The sequence below is a fragment of the Bradyrhizobium sp. USDA 4369 genome (assembly GCF_054056435.1).
On the sequence record NZ_JBSRYH010000001.1, the window covers coordinates 7,224,326 to 7,239,607 of the forward strand.

The window sequence follows — 15,282 nt, forward strand, 5'->3', positions numbered from 1 at the left end:
CGCGCTGCGCGCGAGGGCCTTGCCCGGAACGACAGCGGTGGGTGGGCCGCGGCAGTCATCGCTGGGGTTTACGCCTGCTTCTTCAGCACCGAGACGAAGAAGCCGTCCGTCCCCGTGCGGCGGGGGGTCATCAGCCAGCCTTCGTCTGACTTCAGCGCGGCCTCGGCGAAGGCCTCGGCCTTGTCCCAGAGGACACTGGCGGTCTGGTCGGGGGGCTGGATGGAAAACTCCGGGTGGCGGACGACGAAGCTGCGGACCTGGTCGCCGTTTTCCGGAGGCAGCACCGAGCAGGTGATGTAGGCGATGCGGCCGCCGGGCTTGACCAGACCTGCTGCGCGATCAAGCACTTCGGCCTGGTCCTTCAGCCGGATCTCGAGCGCGCCGGGGCGCATGCGCCATTTGGCGTCGGGGTTGCGGCGCCAGGTGCCGGTACCCGTGCAGGGGGCGTCGATGACGACAACATCGGCCGAAGCCCTGATGTCGGCGAGCGGATCGGCGTCGCCCTTCGGGCTGCGGACATCGGCATTGTGAACGCCGGCGCGCGACAGCCGCTCATGGATCGGCGCGAGCTGGCGCTTGTCGTCGTCGGTGGCGATCAGCCGGCCCTTGCCGCCCATCATCGCCGCCAGAGCGAGCGTCTTGCCGCCGGCGCCGGCGCAGAGATCGATCACCTGCTCGCCGGGCTTGGCGGCGGTGAACAGCGCCGCGAGCTGCGAGCCCTCGTCCTGGACCTCGATGGCGCCCTTGATGAAATCCTCCTCGGCATGGATGCCGGGATTGCGCGCGTCGGCGCCGAGCGTGATGCGCAGGCCGATCGGCGACCACGGCGTCGGCACCGCGCCGAGATGCTTCAGCGAGGCCTGTACCTTCTCGCGCTTGGCTTTCAGCGTGTTGACGCGCAGGTCGAGCGGCGCACGGCTGGCCATCGCCATGGCCTCGGCGACGCGGTCATTGCCGAACACGGCGGCGAGATAAGGGTCGAGCCAGTCGGGATAGTCGCCCGCGACCGGCGGCGGCGCGCCCTCGGTGGTGCGCGAGGCCAGCGCCCGCTCCTCCTGGTCGGTGAGCGACGCCGGCGCGAAGCGGCTGCCGTCGCACATTGCGCCGATGGTCGGGACATCCAGGCCACGCTCGAGCTTGAGCATGCCGAGCACGCGGGCGCGGGCGCTGTCGTCCTCCATCACCCAGGCGCTGGAGGAGCGGCGGCGCAGCACATCCCAGACCAGGCCGGCGATGGCGGCGCGGTCGCCGGAGCCGGCGAAGCGGTGGCTGGTGCCCCAGTCCTTCAGGGCCTTGGCCGCCGGTGCCCTGTCGGCCTCGATGGTCTCGATGATGTCGATGGCGGCGGACAGCCGGGCGGCGGGGGTCATTGAGAACAATCCAAGCTAGAGAAGAAGCAGCATCTTCAGCGCGAAATACAACCACATGGCCAGCAGCACCAGCGCCGAGGCGGTCCAGGCGAGCGAGCGCTGGCGGCCGTCCGCGCCACGGACGAGCCCGGCATTGACGAAGCGGGTGACCACGAACACCCACGACAGCAGCACGATCGCCAGATCGGCATGGCGCAGCGGCAGCGCCAGCGCGATCAGCACATAAAACAGCGTCGGCAGGCCGAATTCCTCAGCGGCATCAGCCGTCTTGGCGCGGCCCTTGGTCCAGAACAAGAGCGCGAAAGTCAGCCCGACCTCGACGAAGACGGGCAGCAGAACCATGGTCAGCGACATCAAAATCCCCCTTGAAAGGTCGACGGCCCGGCGTGGTGCCGGGCCGCGCGAATTGAACCGGTTCCCTCAGGACTCCCGATAAGCGCTCCTGGTTCCCGTGATTTTACGGCTCCGCTGAACTTTCATATCAGCTGTGGCCAGCCGCTTCGGCTCAGGCCTTGTCCGGTCCGACCCGCACCAGCTGCTTGCCGAAATTGGCGCCCTTCAAGAGGCCCATGAACGCCGTGGGCGCGTTCTCCAGGCCCTCGGTGACGTGCTCCTTGTACTTGACCTTGCCGTCGCGGACCCAGGCCGACATGTCCTTCAGGAAGTCGCCATGCCGGCTGGCGAAATCCGAGACGATGAAGCCGCGGATGGTGAGCCGCTTGGTCAGGACGTTGCGCATCAACGCACCGGCCCATTTCGGCGCGACCGACTGGGTGTCGTTGTAATGGGCGATCAGGCCGCAGACCGGCATGCGGGCGAAGGCGTTGAACAGCGGGAACACCGCCTCGAACACCGGGCCGCCGACATTCTCGAAATAGACGTCGATGCCCTTGGGGCAGGCTTCCTTGAGCTTGGCGGCGAGGTCAGGATCGCGATGGTCGAGGCAGTCGTCGAAGCCGAACTCGGATCGGACGTAGTCGCATTTGTCCTTGCCGCCGGCGATGCCGATGGCGCGGGCGCCCTTGATCCTGGCGATCTGGCCGACGGCCGAGCCGACCGCGCCGGAGGCCGCGGCGACCACCACCGTCTCACCCGGCTTGGGCTGGCCGATGTCGAGCAGGCCGGTATAGGCGGTCATGCCGGGCATGCCGAGCACGCCGACTGCGGTCGAGATCGGCGCCAGCTTGGGATCGACCTTGGTAAGGCCCTTGCCGTCGGAGATCGCATGCGTCTGCCAGCCAGCATACGCCAGCACGATGTCGCCCACCGCAAAGCCCGGATTGTGGGAGGCCACCACCTCGCACACGGTGCCCGCCTCCATCACGCCGCCGATCGGCACCGGCTGGGCATAAGACGGGCCGTCGCTCATGCGCCCGCGCATATAGGGATCGAGCGACAGCCAGATCGTGCGCAGCAGCACCTCGCCGGCACCGGGTGTCGGAATGGCGTGCTCCTCGAGGCGGAAATCGCTGGGCTTGGGCTCGCCGACAGGACGGGCCGCGAGCACGATGCGCTTGGCTTGGGACATGGAATGTTTCCTCTTTTGTTGGTTGTGACGCCTTTATGCTCCCAGGAGCACCGTCATTGCGAGGAGCGAAGCGACGAAGCAATCCAGGGCTGCGCGCGCCGCCCCTGGATTGCTTCGCTTCGCTCGCAATGACGGAGAGAGCGGGACTCCCTTAGTTCTTACGCCCCGCCCGGATAGTTCGGGCTCTCGCGGGTGATCGTCACGTCGTGGACGTGGCTTTCGCGCAAGCCGGCACCGGTGATGCGGACGAATTCGGCCTTGCCGTGGAATTCGCCGAGATCCTTGGCGCCGACATAGCCCATGGCCGCACGGAGACCGCCGGCGAGCTGGTGCATGACATTGCCGACCGGGCCCTTGTACGGCACCTGACCCTCGATGCCCTCGGGCACGAGCTTGAGCGTATCCTTGATGTCCTGCTGGAAGTAGCGGTCGGCCGAGCCGCGGGCCATCGCGCCGACCGAGCCCATGCCGCGATAGGCCTTGTAGGAGCGGCCCTGCCACAGGAACACTTCGCCCGGCGTCTCGTCGGTGCCGGCGAGCAGCGAGCCGACCATGGCGACGTCGGCACCAGCGGCCAGCGCCTTGGCGAGGTCGCCGGAGAACTTGATGCCGCCGTCGGCGATGACAGGCACGTCGGCCTTCTTGGCTGCCTCGACCGCGTCCATGATCGCGGTGAGCTGCGGCACGCCGACGCCGGCAACGATGCGCGTGGTGCAGATCGAGCCCGGGCCGATGCCGACCTTGACCGCGTCAGCACCGGCATCGATCAGCGCCTGCGCGCCGTCGCGGGTGGCGATGTTGCCGGCGATCACCTGCACGGCATTGGAGATGCGCTTGATGCGGTTGACGGCTTCCAGCACACGCGAGGAATGGCCATGCGCGGTGTCGACCACGACGAGGTCGACGCCGGCCTCGATCAGCTTCTCGGTGCGCTCGAAGCCGCCCTCGCCCACGGTCGTCGCCGCCGCGACGCGCAGCCGGCCCTGCGAGTCCTTGCAGGCCAAGGGATGCGCGACCGCCTTCTCCATGTCCTTGACGGTAATCAGGCCGACGCAGCGATACTGATCGTCGACGACGAGCAGCTTCTCGATGCGGTGCTTGTGCAGGATCTTCTTGGCCTCGTCCTGGCCGACGCCCTCGCGCACGGTGACGAGGTTCTCATGCGTCATCAGCTCGGAGATCTTCTGCCGCGGATCGGTGGCGAAGCGCACGTCACGGTTGGTGAGGATGCCGACCAGCTTGCCCGGAATGCCTTTGCCGCCGCCGGTCACGACGGGAATGCCGGAGAAGCCGTAATCCTTCATCAGCGCCAGCGCGTCGGCGAGCGTCGCGTCGGGCGCGATGGTCAGCGGGTTCACCACCATGCCGGATTCGAACTTCTTGACCTGGCGGACCTGCGCGGCCTGGCCCTCGGGATCGAAATTGCGGTGGATGACGCCGATACCGCCGGCCTGCGCCATCGCGATCGCCATGCGCGCCTCGGTGACGGTATCCATGGCGGAGGCCATGATCGGAATGTTGAGCGGGATTTCGCGCGTCACGCGCGAGCGGATGTCGACCTCTGAGGGAAGCACATCGGAGAGGCCCGGCTTCAAGAGCACGTCGTCGAAGGTAAAGGCTTCGCGAAGTGTCTGCACGGTCGCCATCGTCAACTCCTTGTCTGCGGCAAAACGGCCGCGATGCTGATGCGGATGAGCGGCGGCGCCGTCGAGACCATGCCTCGCCGTCGAATCGATGCCCATCGGTGGGGTTGACGCGGGTCGATAGCATGGGCCTGTGACGAATCAAAGGGCCGATCCGTCACCATCCGGCGATTACGCGGGATGGCGGCGGAGAGCCTTAATTTTCGCATCCCAAGCAATAAAAGATCGCGCGGGGCGCGATTCCGGAGCGGAAGTTCCGCTTCGGTAGCGCCGCCGTGGACCTCAGCGCCACGCGCCCGGCGGCGGCCCGTAACGCCGGATCGCGTCGACCACCTCGCGGTGGCGCCGGTCCTCGCGCCGCATGTGCACGGCGATCAAGGCGTGCGCCGAGGGCACCAGCAGCAGCACGTGGAAGAACAGGCCAAGGACCAGACACACCACGCACAGCGCCAGATTGAACACGGCCGCGAACGGCTGCCCGTTGAACAACAAGCCTAGCGGCGGCACCAGGGCAGCGAGCAGGTAGATCATCGGCACATCTCCAAGAACGGGGACGCGACAGCGTCGCGCTGCATCTAGTGGGCCATGCGGCCGGTGCAATGGCCTCGTTCGTCGCAGGGTGTTAAAGCCGCAGCGCCCGCCTTGCCCAGCCCTCCCTTCGCGCCGCAGATGAACAAGCAACGCATCATTCCGCTGATCGTCGCCACCGCCCTGTTCATGGAGAACATGGACTCCACGGTCATCGCGACCTCGCTGCCGGCGATCGCCAGGGACATCGGCACCAGTCCGCTGACCCTGAAGCTCGCCATCACCTCCTATCTCTTGTCGCTGGCGGTATTCATCCCCGCGAGCGGCTGGACCGCCGACCGTTTTGGCGCGCGTCGGGTGTTCTCCAGCGCGGTCGCGGTGTTCATGATCGGCTCGATCGGCTGCGCGCTGGCGAACTCGGTCGAGAACTTCGTGTTCGCGCGCATCCTGCAGGGCATGGGCGGCGCGATGATGACGCCGGTCGGCCGGCTCGTGCTGCTGCGCTCGGTCGACAAGAGCGCGCTAGTCGGCGCCATGGCCTGGGTCACCATCCCCGCACTGATCGGTCCGGTCATCGGGCCGCCGGTCGGCGGCTTCATCACCACCTATTTCTCCTGGCACTGGATCTTCCTGATCAACATTCCGATCGGCATCGTCGGCATCATCATGGCGCTGCGCTTCATCGATCCGATCAAGGCCGACAATCCCGAGCCGTTCGACCTCTATGGCATGGTGCTCGCGGGCATTGGCCTCGCCGGTCTCGCCTTCGGACTCTCGGTCGCGGGGCTCAATTTGCTGCCGTGGTCGGTGGTGGCGAGCCTGGTCGCGATCGGCGCGATCTCGATGACGCTCTACGTCCGCCACTCCTGGCGGACCAATTCGCCAGTGCTCGACTTCTCGCTGCTGCGGCTGCCGACCTTGCGGGCCTCGATCGTCGGCGGATTCATGTTCCGGCTGGGCATCGGCGCCCTGCCCTTCCTGCTGCCGCTGCTGATGCAGCTCGGCTTCGGCCTGTCGCCGTTCCAGTCCGGCCTCGTCACTTTCGGGTCTTCCGCCGGCGCGATGGGCATGAAGGCCTTGGCCGCGCGCCTCATCCGCGCCTTCGGCTTCCGCCACCTGATGACCGTCAACGCGGTCGTCAGTTCGGTCTTCCTGGCCGCCTGCGCGCTGTTCACGCCGGCGACGCCGCTGCTCCTGATCGTCATCATCCTGTTTGTCGGCGGCTTCTTCCGCTCGCTGCAATTCACCGCGATCAATACCGTGGCCTATGCCGAGGTCGAGACCGCGCAGATGAGCCGCGCCACCACGCTCACCAGCGTCAACCAGCAGCTCGCGATCTCTGCCGGCGTCGCCGTCGGCGCGTTCTCCGTGGAGACCACGATGTGGGCGCATGGTGCGAGCCAGCTGACCGACACCTCTTTCGCGCCGGCCTTCATCGTCGTCGCCATCACCTCGGCGCTGTCGTCGTTCTTCTTCTGGCAAATGCCGGATGATGCGGGTAGCGAGATCTCAGGCCGCAAGGTCGCGGCCATCGCCAGCCGCAAGGGCGCCGAGAGAGGCGTGGAGAAGGCAGCGACCAAATCGGCCAGCGAAACTACGCATGACGCGCGCGATCAGCGGCTGGGTTAGTTGATCGCGGCTCCGTCATCGGGCCCGGGCGGAAGCGACGCCCGGACATCGACGAGCATCGATGGGATCTCGCTATCGTTGCGCGCATCCGGGCGACGATGCTGGACCCGCTCCGCATGGAGCGGGTCCAGCCGAGGAGAGGCCGACTACTTCTCCGGCATCATCGATGAGTGCAGATGGTCGATCTTCCAGGCGCCGTCCTCGTAGCGATAGATGAACGAGTAGCGTGCCTTGACGTCAGACTTGGCGCCCGTTGCAGGATCGGTCAACGTCACCGTCCAGGTGCCGAGACGCGTCGCCGTGTTGCAGTCCAGCTCGATCGTCGATGTATCGATGCGACCGACCGGGCTGCTCTTGAGGAATTTGACGAAGTAGTCCTTAACCTCCTCCGGTGTGGTGCGCGGCGTGTTCGACACGGTCGCGAGCAGTACCGGCTTCCTGGTGAAAAGTGCAGTCACCTTTTCCGGATCCTTGGTCGCCCAGGCATCGTTGAAGCTTGTGAACAAGCCTTCGATTTGAGCTTCGGATGTCGTAGGACATTCCATGCTCTTGGCCTGGACGGCGCTCGCGGACACCAAAACGAGAAGAGCGGATACGGTGGACTTAACGATGGTAGACACGTCTGTCGTTCTCCTGCTGGACAGTGATCAGCACGTAAGAACACGCGGTCGATCAGCAAGAGGCTGCGACACTTTAACGAACATGTCTGACAGCGAAATCCGATATCACACTCATTAGTTGTTAGGATCAGTCTCACTTGCTCGCGGCACGCGTAGACTACGATTTCATGACAGCGATCCACCTCGTACACCTGCCGCCGCTTCCAATCCTCCTCTTGTCTGCAAAACTCCGCGCAACCCGCGAGAGCAGAACACCTCACATGCAAGGCGGCCTTTCAGGATCCGAACTGTATCCTTGGCATACAATAGGCCACCCGCGCACTGAACTCATCGCGCATGGAACTGTCCCGTCACTGTCAGCCGCGGGCCGTGCGTGAAGCGGTTCGGCGTGAATGCCGTATCCTGCGTGTTGATCAAAGCATCGACGCGGTAGCTTCCGCCGAGCTTGACATTCTCGGTGATCCAATACGACAGGCCGAACTGCAAATCGGCATTGAACAGCGCGGTGTTGCGCTCCGTGGAGACGGTGAAGCTGGTGCCTGGTTGCGCCAGTCCCGGCACGCTGGCGGATGACTGGGACCTGCTGTTGATGACGTTGCGCTGAACGCCGAACAGCACGGCCACGTCGCTGAGATAGTCCAGCGACCAGCGGCCGGCGAACGGAATCGAGCCTTCCAGGCCGACACGCGGGCCGGCGCCAAAAAAGCTGTTGCGATTCTCGCCGTCGTTCGCCTGGGTAGCATCGACGTTGGTGAAGACCAGGTTGCCGACATCGACGATGCTCGCATTCTGTCGCAGCAGATCGGAGCTGGTCGCACGGGTTTCGAAGTCGAGCAGCCGCAGTCCGCCCTTGACCTGCAGCGCCCCCGGTCCGGTTCCGAACACGTCGCGCCCGATGGCGATATCAGCCAGCCACCGCGATTCCTGATAGGTCGCCCCGAACGTATCAGATGCCGTGATGACGCGGCCCCGTCCAAGATCCAGCCGTCCGGACGACAGGATTTGTGCGCTGGCCTGGCCGCTCTGAGCATAGCGGAGCTGGCCGCTGACGTGCCATGGTGAGCCGGCGATCAGATAGTCAAAGCCGGTGGCGACGTCCCAGCCGACCTTGGGCGTCAGATCGAGCGGTGGGGACACGGTCGTGTTGGGAAATACAGCGAGCGGCGTGCCCGCATCCTGGAAGAACCGATCGCCACCGCTCCATATGGCGCCGCCCTCACCCCAGATCTTCAGCACGCCCCCGGCTGGACGCGCCGGTGCCTTGTACGCGCTGGAACCATCTGCCGACGCAAAGCTGCGATAGGGATCTCTGTCGTCCAGTCCCAGCCGCGGCGAAGTGGACGCCGCGCTGCGATCGGCGGCAGGCCGGCCGAAGCCGCCGGACGTGGCGGATCGTACGGCTTCAGCGCCCTGCGCCGAACGCAGCCTGCCGTTTTCGTCACGCAGCCGCTTGTTTTGGCGCAGCGCGGCGTTCTCCATCCGCATCGCTGCATTCTCCCGCTCCAGCCTCGTCAGCCGGGCATTCATATCCTCGACCTCCGCAGCCGAGGCGCTTGCGGAGGCAAGCACGAGGCTGAGGATCGACACGTTACGACGAAGCGCGGTGCTCATGGCCATTCCTATCTGCAATCCGAAAAACAGCGAGGTTGCTGCTTGCCAAATTGCGAAAGCCAGACGCCTCCGCCAAATGATGGAGACCGCCCAAGATTGGGCGAGCGTGGCCTGGAGGCCACATCGGCGAAGCGGCACGGGCTGGCGACCGAACGATGGAACGCGTGGCCGCGAGGTTTCGTTCTGATCGCATGACCGAAGAGCTTGCACCGCGTCCTGCCCCGAGAACGCAACAGTCAGGCGCTGGTCGACCGCCGGAAGCGCGAGGAGACGACAGCAACGACGCAGCAGAAGGTCGCCGACGCGATCACACGCTTCACTGGATCAATGATCTTCGTCGATCTGCATCTCGCTGTCTTCGGCTTCTGGATCGTCGCCAACCTGCATCTCGTCCCCGGCGAGGGACGACAGCCACGGCGTGTAGACGAGCAGCAACAACGCGGCGGTGGCCTCGAACAGAATGCGGTCGCGCGCCCGCGAGGGATCGAGCCGCAGCGTCATCACCAGGAGCTCGAGCCGAACCCGAGATCGGTCGACAGCACTGCGGCGTCATGAGGGGGCGCCGGAAACGTCAGGGCACCCTCGCGCCGGTGAAGGGATTCCAGCCGGTCTCGGCCAGCACGGCCCAGGCGGTCGCGCCGAGATGCGGCCGCTTGTAGTAGAAGAAGTCCGGAATGGTGGTGGCGCCGCTCGGATCGATCGACAGGCCGGTGGTCAGGCGCGCGCTGCGCGTCGCGTTCAGCAGTCCCGTCGGGGTGCGGTCGGCCCGCAAGCCGGCCAACAGCCGCTCGCTCGCGGAGGAATTGCCGGTCATGCGATAGGCCAGCGCTGCCTGCGCCGTGCCCTCGACCCAGACATGGACGTCGGCATTGTGCTCGGTCGACATCCAGGTCAAGCGCACCTGCTGCGGATCGTAGCCGTGGAAGCCGCCGCTGAATCCATCCGTCCCGTTGCTTGCGTTGGCAATGATCCAGTCCATCAATCGCCGCGCGCTTGACAGGTAGTCCGCCTCGCCGGTTTCTCGATGCAGGGTCAGGAGCGCGAGCGCCGCCCAGGCGACGTTACCGGTCGATGTGCCGTCCTGCGCGGCATCCTCGCCCCAGATGTTTTTCCGATTGTCCCACCATCCCGGCAACAGGGCCGCGCCCGGACCGACGGCGCCGGCGCGATAGGCATTGCGCAGCCGGCCATCGTCGAAGGTGCGATCGTGGGAGGCGGCATGGACCAGCGCGTTGCCGATGGCCCGCGCCTCGGTCACATGACCACAGGCGACCAGTGCGATCGCCGCCAACGCATTGTCGTACACGAACGCGGTCGTTGACAGCCCGAGCGGCAGCCCCTCCTCATCGGCCGCAGGCTCGTAGCTGCGGATGAACGCCGCCTCGCGCCCGGCAAGCTTCGCCCCGACCGCCTTCATCAGACCGGGACAGAACGAGACCTCGGCCTGCGCAGGCGGCACGCCGCCCAACACCGCCATCATCAGCATCACCATGGGGAGGAGCCTCATTGCGCCGACGTTTCCCACTCGCAAGCCACACTCAGTCCTCATTCGCCTTGAAGCGGCCGAGTCCCTTCAAGATGAACGGCGCGATCAGCGCAATCAGCGCGACCACGAGCAGCGTCGCCGAGATCGGCGATTGCAGCAAGGTCATGGGATCGCCGAGGCTGATCGCGAGCGCGCGGCGCAACTGGCTCTCCGCGATCGGCCCGAGGATCAGGCCGACGACAACAGGCGCGATCGGAAAGTCGAACCGCCGCATCAGGAAGCCGAGCACGCCGAAGCCGGCGAGCATCGACAGCTCGACCACCGATGGTTTCGCCGCGATCGTGCCCATGGTCGCGAACACGAGGATGCCGGCATAGAGCCACGGCGTCGGAATCTTCAGCAGCCTTACCCAGAGCCCCACCAGCGGCAGGTTGAGCACCAGCAGCATCGTGTTGGCGATGAACAGGCTCGCGATCAGGCCCCACACCAGATCAGGCCGCTCGGCGAACAGCAGCGGTCCTGGATTGAGGCCATATTGCTGGAAGCCGGCGAGCATCATCGCGGCGGTCGCCGAGGTCGGCAGACCTAGGGTCAAGAGCGGCACCAGCGTGCCGGCGGCCGAGGCATTGTTCGCGGCCTCCGGACCGGCGACGCCTTCGATCGCCCCCTTGCCGAACTGCTCCGGATATTTGGTCAGCCGCTTCTCGGTCGAATAGGACAGGAAGGTCGGAATCTCCGCGCCGCCGGCCGGCAGCGCGCCGATCGGAAAGCCGAACGCGGTGCCGCGCAGCCACGGCTTCCACGAGCGCTTCCAGTCCTCGCGCGTCATCCACAGCGAGCCCTTCACGGCCTCGATCTTCTCCTCGCTGTGATGCCGCCGCGAGGCGACGTAGAGCGCCTCGCCGACCGCGAACAGGCCGACCGCCAAGGTCGTCACCTCGACGCCGTCGAGCAGCTCGGGCACGCCGAAGGCGAGCCGCGCCTGGCCGGTGAGCTTGTCGATCCCGACCAGGCCCAGCGTCAGCCCGATGAACAGGCTGGTGAGCCCGCGGATCGGTGAGTCGCCGAAGGTCGCGGACACCGTGACGAAGGCGACGCACATCAGCGCGAAGTAATCCTCCGGACCGAAGCGCACGGCGATATCGACGAGATAAGGCGACAGGAACGCCAGCCCGATGCTGGCGATGGTGCCGGCGACAAAGGAGCCGATCGCCGAGGTCGCCAGCGCCGGGCCGCCGCGGCCGGCCTTGGCCATCTTGTTGCCCTCCAGCGCGGTCGCCATCGAGGCGCTCTCGCCGGGCGTGTTGATCAGGATCGCGGTGGTCGATCCGCCATACATGCCGCCGTAATAGATGCCGGCGAACATGATCAGCGAGCCGCCGGGATCGAGCTTGTAGGTCACCGGCAGGAGCAGCGCGACGGTGAGCGCCGGCCCGATGCCCGGCAGGACGCCGACCGCCGTGCCCAGGAACACGCCGATCAGCGCATAGAGCAGGTTCATGGGCTGGACGGCGATCGCCATCCCATGTGCGAGCGCGGCGAAAGTGTCCATCAGAGCAGTCTTTCGAGCGGACCGGCGGGAAGGCTCAGGGTGAGCAGACGGTCGAAGGCGAGATAGATCAGGGTCGTCAGCACGGCGCCGATGACGAGATCGGTGACGAAGGCGCGGCGGCCGAACGCGGCCGAGGTCGTCACGAACAGCGCGGTCGTCGCCAGGATGAAGCCGCCGCCGAAGCCGATGACGGCGATCAACAGCGCAAGGCCCGCCAGGATCAGCAGCACCGCGACCGGATCGGCGCTCTCGCGCGGCGGCAGGTTGCCTCGGACAGCGTCGACCAGATTGGCCAGCGCCAGGATGCCGAGCCCGATCGCGATCACGACCGGCATGACCTGCGGGCCCATGCCGTACATGGTGGTCGCCGGGATCTGGTTGGCGTCGTAGACGAGCACCAATGCGACGGCGGCCAGCAAGCCTGCGATGACGATGCCGGTCTTGTCGATGCCTCGCGAGGATGGCTGCGTGCCGGCGCTCTCCGTCGTCATGACTTGACGAGGCCGACCGACTTCAGCACGTCGGTGACGCGGATGTTTTCCTTTTTCAGGAACTCGGCGAAGGCATCGCCGGGCAGATAGGCATCATCCCAGCCCTTCTGCTTCAGGATGTCCTTCCAGGCATCCGACTTCACCATCTTCTCGACCGCGTCGGCCAGCGTCTTCTTCTGCTCCGGCGTGATGGCGGGCGGTGCGACGACCGAACGCCAATTGGCGAGCACGAGATCGATGCCCTGCTCCTTGAAGGTCGGAATGTCGACGCCGGGGATACGGTTTTCCGAGGAGACGCCGATCGCGCGCAGCTTGCCGCTCTTGATCTGCCCGTCATATTCGGACAGGCCGGAGATGCCGGCCGTGACCTTGCCGCCGAGGATCGCGGCCAGTGACTCGCCGCCCCCCGAGAACGGGATGTAGTTGACCTTCTTGGCGTCGGCGCCGACGGTGCCGGCGAACAGCGCGGCCATCACGTGATCGACGCCGCCCGCCGAGCCGCCGGCAAAGGTCACCTTGGCGATGTCGGCCTTCAGCGCCGCCGCGAGATCCTGCGCGGTCTTGATCGGCGAATTCGCCGGCACGACGATGACCTGAATCTCCTCGGTCAGGCGCGCGATCGGTGTCACCTGCTCGAGCGTCACCGGCGACTTGTTCATCGCGAGCGCGCCGACCATGACGAAGCCGTTGACCATCAGCTGGTTGCCGTCGCCCTTGGCACCGTTGACGAACTGCGCGATGCCGACGGTCCCGCCCGCGCCGGCCACGTTGGTGACCTGGACGCTGCGCGCCACGCCGGATGCGACGAAGGCCTGCTGCATCGCCCGCGCGGTCTGGTCCCAGCCGCCGCCGGGCGCCGCAGGCGCCATCACCTTCAGTTCAAGCTGCTGGGCAGAGGCCGGGGCGCCGGCCAGGACGATCAACGCGACAGCTGCGCCGCACAGGCGCGCACAAAACGACTTCAAGGACCCCTCCACGGCCGGCCACGCGGCTCTCGTTTCTTGATATTGCGTTTCGAAAGCAGCGATACGGCCAGGTTGGCCAGCCTGCGGCGATCGCCGCGCTCCATCGTCGCCTTCGAATTCTCAAGATAATGCAATAGCTTACAGCCAAAGCGGGGGCATTCAAGGCGCCACCCTGCGACAGGATGGCGCACCCTCCCTGCCAGCATGGCAGGCGCCGATGGCGGCTCGGGGCTTAGCCGCAGGTCCAGACCATGCCCACTGGCGTGCGGGTCCAGCATGGCCCGAAGCTGCCGCCATTGTAATGGCCGCGGTAAAAGCCGGGCTGGCCGAAATAGTGCCACTCGCCGTTGTAGAGCAGGTATTTCGGCGTGCCGTCGATGTACCAGTGACGGCGGTTGCCGCGCGGCCCGTTGCGCATCGCCTCCTTGTCCGCATAGAGCGGCAGGCTGTTATTGGGAGGCTGCTTGTAGCCGGGCAGGAAGCCGTAGCCCTGCCAGCGCTGCGCCTTCCGCTTATGCGCCGGCGCGGCGAGCGCGATCGCGGGCAACAGCAGCAGGAGCGTCACGATCGAAACGATGAAACGATGCGGCATCAAGGCGGCCCGCTGGACTGGATGTTTCGGATCTTGAGCTTGAACGCGCGGCACGGCAATGGCCGTTCCGTCATGAAATGTTTCAGTGATGCCGCCGATGCGCGCGACGCGGCGGAGGCGGCGGTGGTGCGAAGAACGGATTGAGGTCGCACATCGCCGCCCGGCCCGACGCCGTTGCGCGGCATTGCGGCAGTGACGTGTAGCTGCAGTCGATCCACTCGCCACCCCACCGGCCGCCTTCATAGACCTTCATGCACACGGGATAGCGCGGATCGTAGGCTTGGGCGCGAGCCGGGCCCGACACGACGACCCCGACCATCAAACCGAGCGCGAGGGCGCTCCAGCTCAGGACACGCATGCAGGACCTCCGGAATTTGCGTCTCGTCGGCGCAAGCCGATTCCCGAGACCTTGATTGCATCTGCTCTGTATCGTCAGCGCGCAACGGTCGCAATGACGCCATTACAACAGCTCGGCCTGCTCTCCGCCGCGAAAGCCCATCGCCAGCACGTAGCGTTCCGAGGAATCCTGCCGGCTGGCGGCCGGCTTGACGTGGCGGACGGTGGCGTAATCGCGCTTCAGCTGCGCCAGCAGCTCGGCATCGGCGCCGCTCTGAAAGGTCTTGGCGAGGAAGCTGCCGCCGGGCTTGAGCACCTCGCCGGCAAAATGCGCGGCGAGTTCCACCAGGCCGACGATACGCAGCTGGTCGGTCTTGCGATGGCCGGTGGTGTTGGCGGCCATGTCCGACATCACCACGTCGGCGCGGCCGCCGAGCATCGCCCGCAGCTTCTCCGGCGCATCCTGGGCATGAAAGTCCATCTGCGTGAAGGTGACGCCGGGGACCTCGCCCATCTCCAGGAGGTCGATCGCAATGACCTTGCCCTTGCCCGCTTCGGCGCCGACCCGGCGCGCCGCAATCTGGCTCCAGCCGCCGGGCGCCGCGCCGAGATCGACCACGGTCATGCCGGGCTTGAGCAGGTGATATTTGTCGTCGATCTCGATCAGCTTGTAGGTCGCGCGCGAGCGATAGCCGTCGCGCTTGGCCTGCGCGACATAGGGATCGTTGAGCTGACGCTCCAGCCAGAGCTTCGAGGACAGCTTGCGCTTGCCTCCGGTCTTGACCTGCACATGCATGCGGCCAGTGGTGTCTTTTGCCATGTGGGTCTCTGTGTCGTGACCTCCGCTGCGTCGACAGGACCGAACGATCCACGAGGCGACGACAGCAGATTGGGCATCCACCCTCCCCTGGAGGGGGAGGGTCGATCGTGA

General features: G+C 66.1%; 16 protein-coding genes and 1 pseudogene. 2 read left to right on the plus strand and 15 right to left on the minus strand.

Annotation, left to right across the window (positions count from 1 at the left end):
* Positions 1–68: 68 nt before the first annotated feature.
* From ACVIJ6_RS32830 to ACVIJ6_RS32850, 5 genes are all read right to left on the minus strand, one after another.
* Positions 69–1,370, minus strand: a complete 1,302-nt coding sequence (locus ACVIJ6_RS32830) for an RsmB/NOP family class I SAM-dependent RNA methyltransferase (protein WP_456776108.1) — start codon at positions 1,368–1,370, stop codon at positions 69–71.
* 15 nt (positions 1,371–1,385) lie between these two features.
* Positions 1,386–1,724, minus strand: coding sequence for an MAPEG family protein (locus ACVIJ6_RS32835; RefSeq protein WP_456776109.1), 339 nt, complete (start codon positions 1,722–1,724; stop codon positions 1,386–1,388).
* Positions 1,725–1,875: 151 nt separating this feature from the next.
* Positions 1,876–2,898, minus strand: coding sequence for an NADP-dependent oxidoreductase (locus ACVIJ6_RS32840; protein WP_456776110.1), 1,023 nt, complete (start codon positions 2,896–2,898; stop codon positions 1,876–1,878).
* A 158-nt stretch (positions 2,899–3,056) separates the two neighbouring features.
* Positions 3,057–4,544: an IMP dehydrogenase gene (gene guaB, locus ACVIJ6_RS32845; RefSeq protein ID WP_012043708.1), complete on the minus strand. Its 1,488-nt coding sequence runs from the start codon at positions 4,542–4,544 to the stop codon at positions 3,057–3,059.
* Between the two features lie 279 nt (positions 4,545–4,823).
* Complete coding sequence (locus ACVIJ6_RS32850) at positions 4,824–5,072, minus strand: hypothetical protein (RefSeq protein ID WP_012043707.1); 249 nt, start codon at positions 5,070–5,072, stop codon at positions 4,824–4,826.
* Between the two features lie 138 nt (positions 5,073–5,210).
* On the opposite strand from ACVIJ6_RS32850, the gene ACVIJ6_RS32855 reads away from it, so the two are divergent.
* Entirely contained in the window at positions 5,211–6,698 is a 1,488-nt protein-coding gene (locus ACVIJ6_RS32855; protein WP_456776111.1) for a DHA2 family efflux MFS transporter permease subunit, read from the plus strand.
* Positions 6,699–6,844: 146 nt separating this feature from the next.
* Here the strand turns inward: ACVIJ6_RS32855 and ACVIJ6_RS32860 are convergent, their stop codons facing one another.
* Positions 6,845–7,318 carry an SgcJ/EcaC family oxidoreductase gene (locus tag ACVIJ6_RS32860; protein ID WP_456776112.1) on the minus strand — a complete coding sequence of 158 codons (474 nt, stop codon included), beginning with the start codon at positions 7,316–7,318 and terminating at the stop codon, positions 6,845–6,847.
* A 327-nt stretch (positions 7,319–7,645) separates the two neighbouring features.
* Entirely contained in the window at positions 7,646–8,929 is a 1,284-nt protein-coding gene (locus tag ACVIJ6_RS32865) for a hypothetical protein (protein WP_456776113.1), read from the minus strand.
* A gap of 191 nt (positions 8,930–9,120) precedes the next feature.
* Between ACVIJ6_RS32865 and ACVIJ6_RS32870 the strand changes: the two are divergent.
* A pseudogene (locus ACVIJ6_RS32870) lies at positions 9,121–9,328 on the plus strand (DUF1003 domain-containing protein); the annotation flags it as partial.
* On the opposite strand, the gene ACVIJ6_RS32875 reads toward ACVIJ6_RS32870, so the two are convergent.
* The 8 genes from ACVIJ6_RS32875 to ACVIJ6_RS32910 all read right to left on the minus strand — a co-directional run bounded on the left by ACVIJ6_RS32875 (position 9,254) and on the right by ACVIJ6_RS32910 (position 15,171).
* Positions 9,254–9,430 (minus strand): hypothetical protein, encoded by a 177-nt coding sequence (locus ACVIJ6_RS32875; RefSeq protein ID WP_456777188.1) that lies wholly within the window; start codon positions 9,428–9,430, stop codon positions 9,254–9,256. The pseudogene ACVIJ6_RS32870 and the gene ACVIJ6_RS32875 overlap by 75 nt on opposite strands.
* Before the next feature lie 70 nt (positions 9,431–9,500).
* Positions 9,501–10,436 carry a hypothetical protein gene (locus ACVIJ6_RS32880; RefSeq protein ID WP_456776114.1) on the minus strand — a complete coding sequence of 312 codons (936 nt, stop codon included), beginning with the start codon at positions 10,434–10,436 and terminating at the stop codon, positions 9,501–9,503.
* A gap of 31 nt (positions 10,437–10,467) precedes the next feature.
* Positions 10,468–11,967 carry a tripartite tricarboxylate transporter permease gene (locus tag ACVIJ6_RS32885; protein WP_456776115.1) on the minus strand — a complete coding sequence of 500 codons (1,500 nt, stop codon included), beginning with the start codon at positions 11,965–11,967 and terminating at the stop codon, positions 10,468–10,470.
* Positions 11,967–12,458, minus strand: a complete 492-nt coding sequence (locus tag ACVIJ6_RS32890) for a tripartite tricarboxylate transporter TctB family protein (RefSeq protein ID WP_456776116.1) — start codon at positions 12,456–12,458, stop codon at positions 11,967–11,969. The genes ACVIJ6_RS32885 and ACVIJ6_RS32890 overlap by 1 nt, the downstream gene beginning before the upstream one ends.
* Positions 12,455–13,423 (minus strand): Bug family tripartite tricarboxylate transporter substrate binding protein, encoded by a 969-nt coding sequence (locus tag ACVIJ6_RS32895; RefSeq protein WP_456776117.1) that lies wholly within the window; start codon positions 13,421–13,423, stop codon positions 12,455–12,457. The genes ACVIJ6_RS32890 and ACVIJ6_RS32895 overlap by 4 nt, the downstream gene beginning before the upstream one ends.
* A gap of 232 nt (positions 13,424–13,655) precedes the next feature.
* Complete coding sequence (locus tag ACVIJ6_RS32900; RefSeq protein ID WP_041750700.1) at positions 13,656–14,015, minus strand: hypothetical protein; 360 nt, start codon at positions 14,013–14,015, stop codon at positions 13,656–13,658.
* 82 nt (positions 14,016–14,097) lie between these two features.
* A complete protein-coding gene (locus tag ACVIJ6_RS32905; protein WP_456776118.1) occupies positions 14,098–14,373 on the minus strand; it encodes a DUF3551 domain-containing protein in 276 nt (91 codons plus the stop codon).
* 102 nt (positions 14,374–14,475) lie between these two features.
* Entirely contained in the window at positions 14,476–15,171 is a 696-nt protein-coding gene (locus ACVIJ6_RS32910; RefSeq protein WP_456776119.1) for an RlmE family RNA methyltransferase, read from the minus strand.
* Between the last annotated feature and the right edge of the window lie 111 nt (positions 15,172–15,282).

What these genes read in the sequence shown, in the direction of transcription:
- ACVIJ6_RS32830 (WP_456776108.1), bottom strand. Translation starts at nt 1,370, where the DNA reads ATGACCCCCGCCGCCCGGCTGTCCGCCGCCATCGACATCATCGAGACC.
- ACVIJ6_RS32835 (WP_456776109.1), bottom strand. Translation starts at nt 1,724, where the DNA reads ATGTCGCTGACCATGGTTCTGCTGCCCGTCTTCGTCGAGGTCGGGCTG.
- ACVIJ6_RS32840 (WP_456776110.1), bottom strand. Translation starts at nt 2,898, where the DNA reads ATGTCCCAAGCCAAGCGCATCGTGCTCGCGGCCCGTCCTGTCGGCGAG.
- guaB (WP_012043708.1), bottom strand. Translation starts at nt 4,544, where the DNA reads ATGGCGACCGTGCAGACACTTCGCGAAGCCTTTACCTTCGACGACGTG.
- ACVIJ6_RS32850 (WP_012043707.1), bottom strand. Translation starts at nt 5,072, where the DNA reads ATGATCTACCTGCTCGCTGCCCTGGTGCCGCCGCTAGGCTTGTTGTTC.
- ACVIJ6_RS32855 (WP_456776111.1), top strand. Translation starts at nt 5,211, where the DNA reads ATGAACAAGCAACGCATCATTCCGCTGATCGTCGCCACCGCCCTGTTC.
- ACVIJ6_RS32865 (WP_456776113.1), bottom strand. Translation starts at nt 8,929, where the DNA reads ATGAGCACCGCGCTTCGTCGTAACGTGTCGATCCTCAGCCTCGTGCTT.
- ACVIJ6_RS32875 (WP_456777188.1), bottom strand. Translation starts at nt 9,430, where the DNA reads ATGACGCTGCGGCTCGATCCCTCGCGGGCGCGCGACCGCATTCTGTTC.
- ACVIJ6_RS32880 (WP_456776114.1), bottom strand. Translation starts at nt 10,436, where the DNA reads ATGAGGCTCCTCCCCATGGTGATGCTGATGATGGCGGTGTTGGGCGGC.
- ACVIJ6_RS32885 (WP_456776115.1), bottom strand. Translation starts at nt 11,967, where the DNA reads ATGGACACTTTCGCCGCGCTCGCACATGGGATGGCGATCGCCGTCCAG.
- ACVIJ6_RS32890 (WP_456776116.1), bottom strand. Translation starts at nt 12,458, where the DNA reads ATGACGACGGAGAGCGCCGGCACGCAGCCATCCTCGCGAGGCATCGAC.
- ACVIJ6_RS32900 (WP_041750700.1), bottom strand. Translation starts at nt 14,015, where the DNA reads ATGCCGCATCGTTTCATCGTTTCGATCGTGACGCTCCTGCTGCTGTTG.
- ACVIJ6_RS32905 (WP_456776118.1), bottom strand. Translation starts at nt 14,373, where the DNA reads ATGCGTGTCCTGAGCTGGAGCGCCCTCGCGCTCGGTTTGATGGTCGGG.
- ACVIJ6_RS32910 (WP_456776119.1), bottom strand. Translation starts at nt 15,171, where the DNA reads ATGGCAAAAGACACCACTGGCCGCATGCATGTGCAGGTCAAGACCGGA.